The sequence below is a fragment of the Nocardioides sp. genome, assembly GCF_035481145.1.
GTDB lineage: Bacteria > Actinomycetota > Actinomycetes > Propionibacteriales > Nocardioidaceae > Nocardioides.
Genome location: NZ_DATIHB010000167.1, coordinates 1 through 3970, shown reverse-complemented (window position 1 = coordinate 3970; position 3970 = coordinate 1). Strand labels below are relative to the sequence as shown.

Sequence of the window (3970 nt, the reverse complement as noted above, 5' to 3'; positions counted from 1 at the left end):
TGAGGTGTCTCACGGGCAGCGCCCTCCGGTTCGCGGCATCGCCCGAACCGGGGCAGAATCCTCCCCGGCGGCAACGCAAGCGACGAGGGAGCACCTGGTGACGTCCTACACCAAGACCACCGAGAAGAACCTGATGGTCTTCAGCGGCCGAGCGCACCCCGAGCTGGGTGAGGCGGTCGCTGCGCAGCTCGACGTCAGCCTCGTGCCCACGTCGGCGTACGACTTCGCCAACGGCGAGACCTACGTCCGTTTCGAGGAGTCGGTCCGCGGCTGCGACGCCTTCGTCATCCAGAGCCACACGGTGCCGATCAACTCGTGGATCATGGAGCACCTGATCATGGTCGACGCGCTCAAGCGCGCCTCGGCCAAGCGGATCACCGTGGTCATGCCGTTCTGGGGCTACTCGCGCCAGGACAAGAAGCACCGCGGCCGCGAGCCGATCTCGGCCCGCCTCGTCGCCGACCTCTTCAAGACCGCCGGTGCCGACCGCATCATCAGCGTCGACCTCCACGCCGACCAGCTCCAGGGCTACTTCGACGGCCCCGTCGACCACCTGCACGCGCTGCCGCTGCTGGCCGACTACATCAAGGAGAAGTACGGCGACGCCGATCTCGCCGTCGTCTCCCCGGACGCCGGCCGGATCAAGGTCGCCGAGCGCTGGGCCGCGCGCCTGGGGGGAGCCCCGCTGGCGTTCATCCACAAGACCCGGCGCACCGACGTCGCCAACGAGGTCGTCGCCAACCGTGTCGTCGGTGACGTGACCGGCAAGATCTGCGTCCTCACCGACGACATGATCGACACCGGCGGCACCATCGTGAAGGCCGCCGAGGCGCTCATGAAGGACGGCGCCGCGGGCGTCGTCATCGCCGCGACGCACGCCATCCTCTCCGACCCCGCCGTCGACCGGCTGAAGAACAGCCCCGCCGTCGAGGTCGTCGTCACCGACACCCTGCCGATCGAGGACGAGAAGCGCTTCGACAAGCTGACGGTCCTCTCGATCGCGCCCATCCTGGGCCGCGCGATCCGCGCAGTCTTCGAGGACGGCTCCGTCACGTCGATGTTCGACGGCCACGCCTGACCAGAGGCACCTTGCGGGCGCCCCGCGGCGTTCTCCTCGCTCGACTCAGCGGGGGAGCAGCTCGACCCCGTCACCGGTGAGGTCGGTGGCGACCCGAGCGCGTCCGGTGCAGACCAGGAGCAGCTCCTGCATCGGTCCGCGCACCTCGGGACCACGGCCGCGCGACCAGTCGGCATCGGTCGCGACCAGGCGTACGCCGCCCCGCCGCCAGCCGGTGAGGCGCCCGATGAGGCGTGCGCGGTCGGCAGCGACCATGGCCGCATCCACGGGGGTGTCGTGGCGCAGGCCCAGGGGACGCAGGATGTCCTGGGTGTGCACGAGGACATCGAGCATCGGCTCGACACGTGTCGTGACGGGCACGTGGCGCAGTGAGCCGTCGTAGGTGTCGAAGTCGGCGAGGACCCGCTCCGGTGTCTGCCCGGCGGCCCACTCCCGGACGCTGCGCAGGATCATCGCGTCATAGCTGCGGCCGAGGTTGCGTGCGGTCATGCGGGTGATGTCGCCCCAGGTGAGCTGCGGGTTGGAGATGACGTGCGCCGCCACGTCGAGCACCGTCCAGCCGGGGCAGAGCGAGTCCTGCCGCCAGCCCTCGGCGGGCAGGCTGGCGAGCGCCTCGGCCAGCGCCCGGCGCTCGCGGTGGATGTGGCCCCACATCGTCGTCGCGTCCATGCGCTTCCCAGTGTGCTGCGCGTTCTCGTGGTCCGTGTCCATGATCGCTCCAGAAGTCGTCAGTTGCCCTGACTAAATAGTCAGATAGACTGACCTTCTCGTCAAGGGTCCAGGAGGTGCGATGTCCGACCAGCCCCATCCGGGCGTACTCATGTTCGTCTCGGTCCGCCACGTCGAGACCCGCGTGATGGCCGCGCTCCAGGAGCAGGGGTACGCCGACATCACGCTCGCCCAAGCGCGCGTGGCCGCCCGCATCGCCGACGAGGGCTCGCGCCTCACCGACCTCGCCGCCGCGGCCCAGGTGACCAAGCAGACGGCAGGTGTGATGGTCGACCAGCTCGAGCAGGCCGGCTACGTCGAGCGGGTCCGCGACCCCCGCGATGCGCGGGCCAAGCTGGTGCGCTTCGCCCCTCGGGGACGCGAGGTGATCGCCGCCGCCCGCGTCGTGGAGGAAGAGGTCAGGCAGGAGTGGGAGCGCCACCTCGGGGTCGCGCGGATGGAGCAGCTCTGCGCTGCCCTCGCCAAGCTGCGGGAGATCACCGATCCCTGGGTCTGATCGCCGAAGCCACGGATTTGGGAGGAGGTCGGGGCGGACCGTACGATTCGGTCATTGCCTAGGCGAGGGAGCAGTTGCTCCGTGATCGACGGGGCCGACTGACTCTCTCGAGAGCGTCGCGCTGTCGTGCGCGGCGCTCTTCTTCGTTTCCGGGCACCAGTCCCGGGCCCGATGGGTCCGCAACAACGAGGAGTCATCATGGCCGCCGAGATCAGCAACAACATCACCGCCGAGATCCGCAACGAGTTCGGCAAGGGCGCCGCCCGCCGTGCCCGCCGCGCCGGCCTCATCCCCGCCGTCGTCTACGGCGTTGGCGAGCCGCAGCACATCAACCTGCCGGGCCACGCCACCACCCTGCTCCTCCGCAAGAAGGGCACCCAGGCGGTCGTCATCCTCGACATCGACGGCACCGAGACCTACGCCCAGACCAAGGCCGTCCAGGTCGACCCGATCCGCCGCGTGATCGAGCACATCGACTTCGTCGTCGTCGACGCCGCTGTCGGCAAGGACGCGATCGCCGCTGCCGAGGCCGCCGTCGCCGCCGCTGAGGAGGCCGCTGTCGCCGAGGTCGCCGCCGAGGTCGTCGCCGAGGCCGAGGCCGTCGTCGTCGACGCCGAGGCTGCCCAGGCCTGATCGATCCGGTGCGCCCGTCACGCAACCATTGCGTGGCCGGCGCACCAGATCGTCCGCGACCCTGGTCGCACGCCGCGCCCCATGTCGTACGACGTGGGGCGCGTCGCATTTCCGGTGCGGCATTTGCGGAGGGGGCGGACAGAACGGACGAACCTGTCCCGCACTCTGGTCGGTTTCACCACGTGGATGGTTAGGTGGAGGCCTCCAAACCAACTAGTGAGGAAGTGAAATGTCCGAGGCAAACATCACCGCGGAGCTCCGTAACGAGTTCGGCAAGGGCGCATCCCGTCGGGCGCGCCGCGATGGCAAGATCCCGGCGGTCATCTACGGCCACGGCGAGGACCCGGTCCACGTGACCCTCCCCGGCCACCAGACCACGATGGCGCTGCGCCACCTGGGCACCAACGCGGTGCTCGAGCTGGCGATCGAGGGCAAGACCCAGCTCGCGCTGACCAAGGCGGTCCAGGTCGACCCGATCAAGCGCGTCATCGAGCACATCGACTTCGTCGCCGTGCGCAAGGGCGAGAAGGTCCACGTCGATATCCCGGTCCACACCACGGGCGACGCCGCGAAGGAGACGCTGGTCGTCCTCGAGAACGCGACCATCCAGGTCGAGGCCGAGGCCACCCACATCCCCGAGGGCATCGAGGTCGACATCGAGGGCGCCGAGGCCGGCACCCAGATCCTCGCCGGCCAGATCACGCTCCCGAAGGGCACGTCGCTCCTCTCCGACTCCGAGCTGCTCGTCGTCCACGTGACGGCTGCGCCCACGGCCGCGCAGGTCGAGGCGGAGCTCGCCGAGGCCGAGGCCGAGGCTGGCATCGAGCACGAGGCTCCCGCGGCCGAGGTCGAGGCTGCCGAGGAGGCTCCCTCCGAGGAGTGACCCCTCGCCTCGAGGCGTACGTCGAGGGCCCGGTCGCATCGCGCGGCCGGGCCCTCGTCCGTCCCCGACGGCTGTAGGGCGGAGTCACTCGCACTACCGCGCCCGCACGCAGGCGCCGAAGTGCAGGCAACTCCGCTTTACAGCGGCGGGG

The 3970-nt window shown here is 69.9% G+C and carries 5 protein-coding genes; 4 read left to right on the top strand and 1 reads right to left on the bottom strand.

Features of this window, described 5'->3' with window-relative positions; all coding sequences use genetic code 11:
* Nucleotides 1-97: 97 nt before the first annotated feature.
* Nucleotides 98-1078 (top strand): ribose-phosphate diphosphokinase, encoded by a 981-nt coding sequence (locus VLF38_RS14075; RefSeq protein ID WP_325271870.1) that lies wholly within the window; start codon nucleotides 98-100, stop codon nucleotides 1076-1078.
* Nucleotides 1079-1123: 45 nt separating this feature from the next.
* On the opposite strand, the gene VLF38_RS14070 is transcribed toward VLF38_RS14075, so the two are convergent.
* Entirely contained in the window at nucleotides 1124-1789 is a 666-nt protein-coding gene (locus tag VLF38_RS14070; protein ID WP_325271869.1) for a maleylpyruvate isomerase family mycothiol-dependent enzyme, read from the bottom strand.
* Nucleotides 1790-1868: 79 nt separating this feature from the next.
* On the opposite strand from VLF38_RS14070, the gene VLF38_RS14065 reads away from it, so the two are divergent.
* From VLF38_RS14065 to VLF38_RS14055, 3 genes are all read left to right on the top strand, one after another.
* Complete coding sequence (locus VLF38_RS14065; protein ID WP_325271868.1) at nucleotides 1869-2303, top strand: MarR family winged helix-turn-helix transcriptional regulator; 435 nt, start codon at nucleotides 1869-1871, stop codon at nucleotides 2301-2303.
* 198 nt (nucleotides 2304-2501) lie between these two features.
* Nucleotides 2502-2936 (top strand): 50S ribosomal protein L25, encoded by a 435-nt coding sequence (locus VLF38_RS14060; RefSeq protein WP_325271867.1) that lies wholly within the window; start codon nucleotides 2502-2504, stop codon nucleotides 2934-2936.
* A gap of 229 nt (nucleotides 2937-3165) precedes the next feature.
* The gene (locus tag VLF38_RS14055) at nucleotides 3166-3819 is read left to right on the top strand and encodes a 50S ribosomal protein L25/general stress protein Ctc (protein WP_325271866.1); all 654 of its coding nucleotides are present in this window, start codon (nucleotides 3166-3168) and stop codon (nucleotides 3817-3819) included.
* Nucleotides 3820-3970: the final 151 nt, after the last annotated feature.

Coding starts and splice junctions, on each gene's coding strand:
- VLF38_RS14070 (WP_325271869.1), bottom strand. CDS start 1,789: ATGGACACGGACCACGAGAACGCGCAGCACACTGGGAAGCGCATGGAC.
- VLF38_RS14065 (WP_325271868.1), top strand. CDS start 1,869: ATGTCCGACCAGCCCCATCCGGGCGTACTCATGTTCGTCTCGGTCCGC.
- VLF38_RS14060 (WP_325271867.1), top strand. CDS start 2,502: ATGGCCGCCGAGATCAGCAACAACATCACCGCCGAGATCCGCAACGAG.
- VLF38_RS14055 (WP_325271866.1), top strand. CDS start 3,166: ATGTCCGAGGCAAACATCACCGCGGAGCTCCGTAACGAGTTCGGCAAG.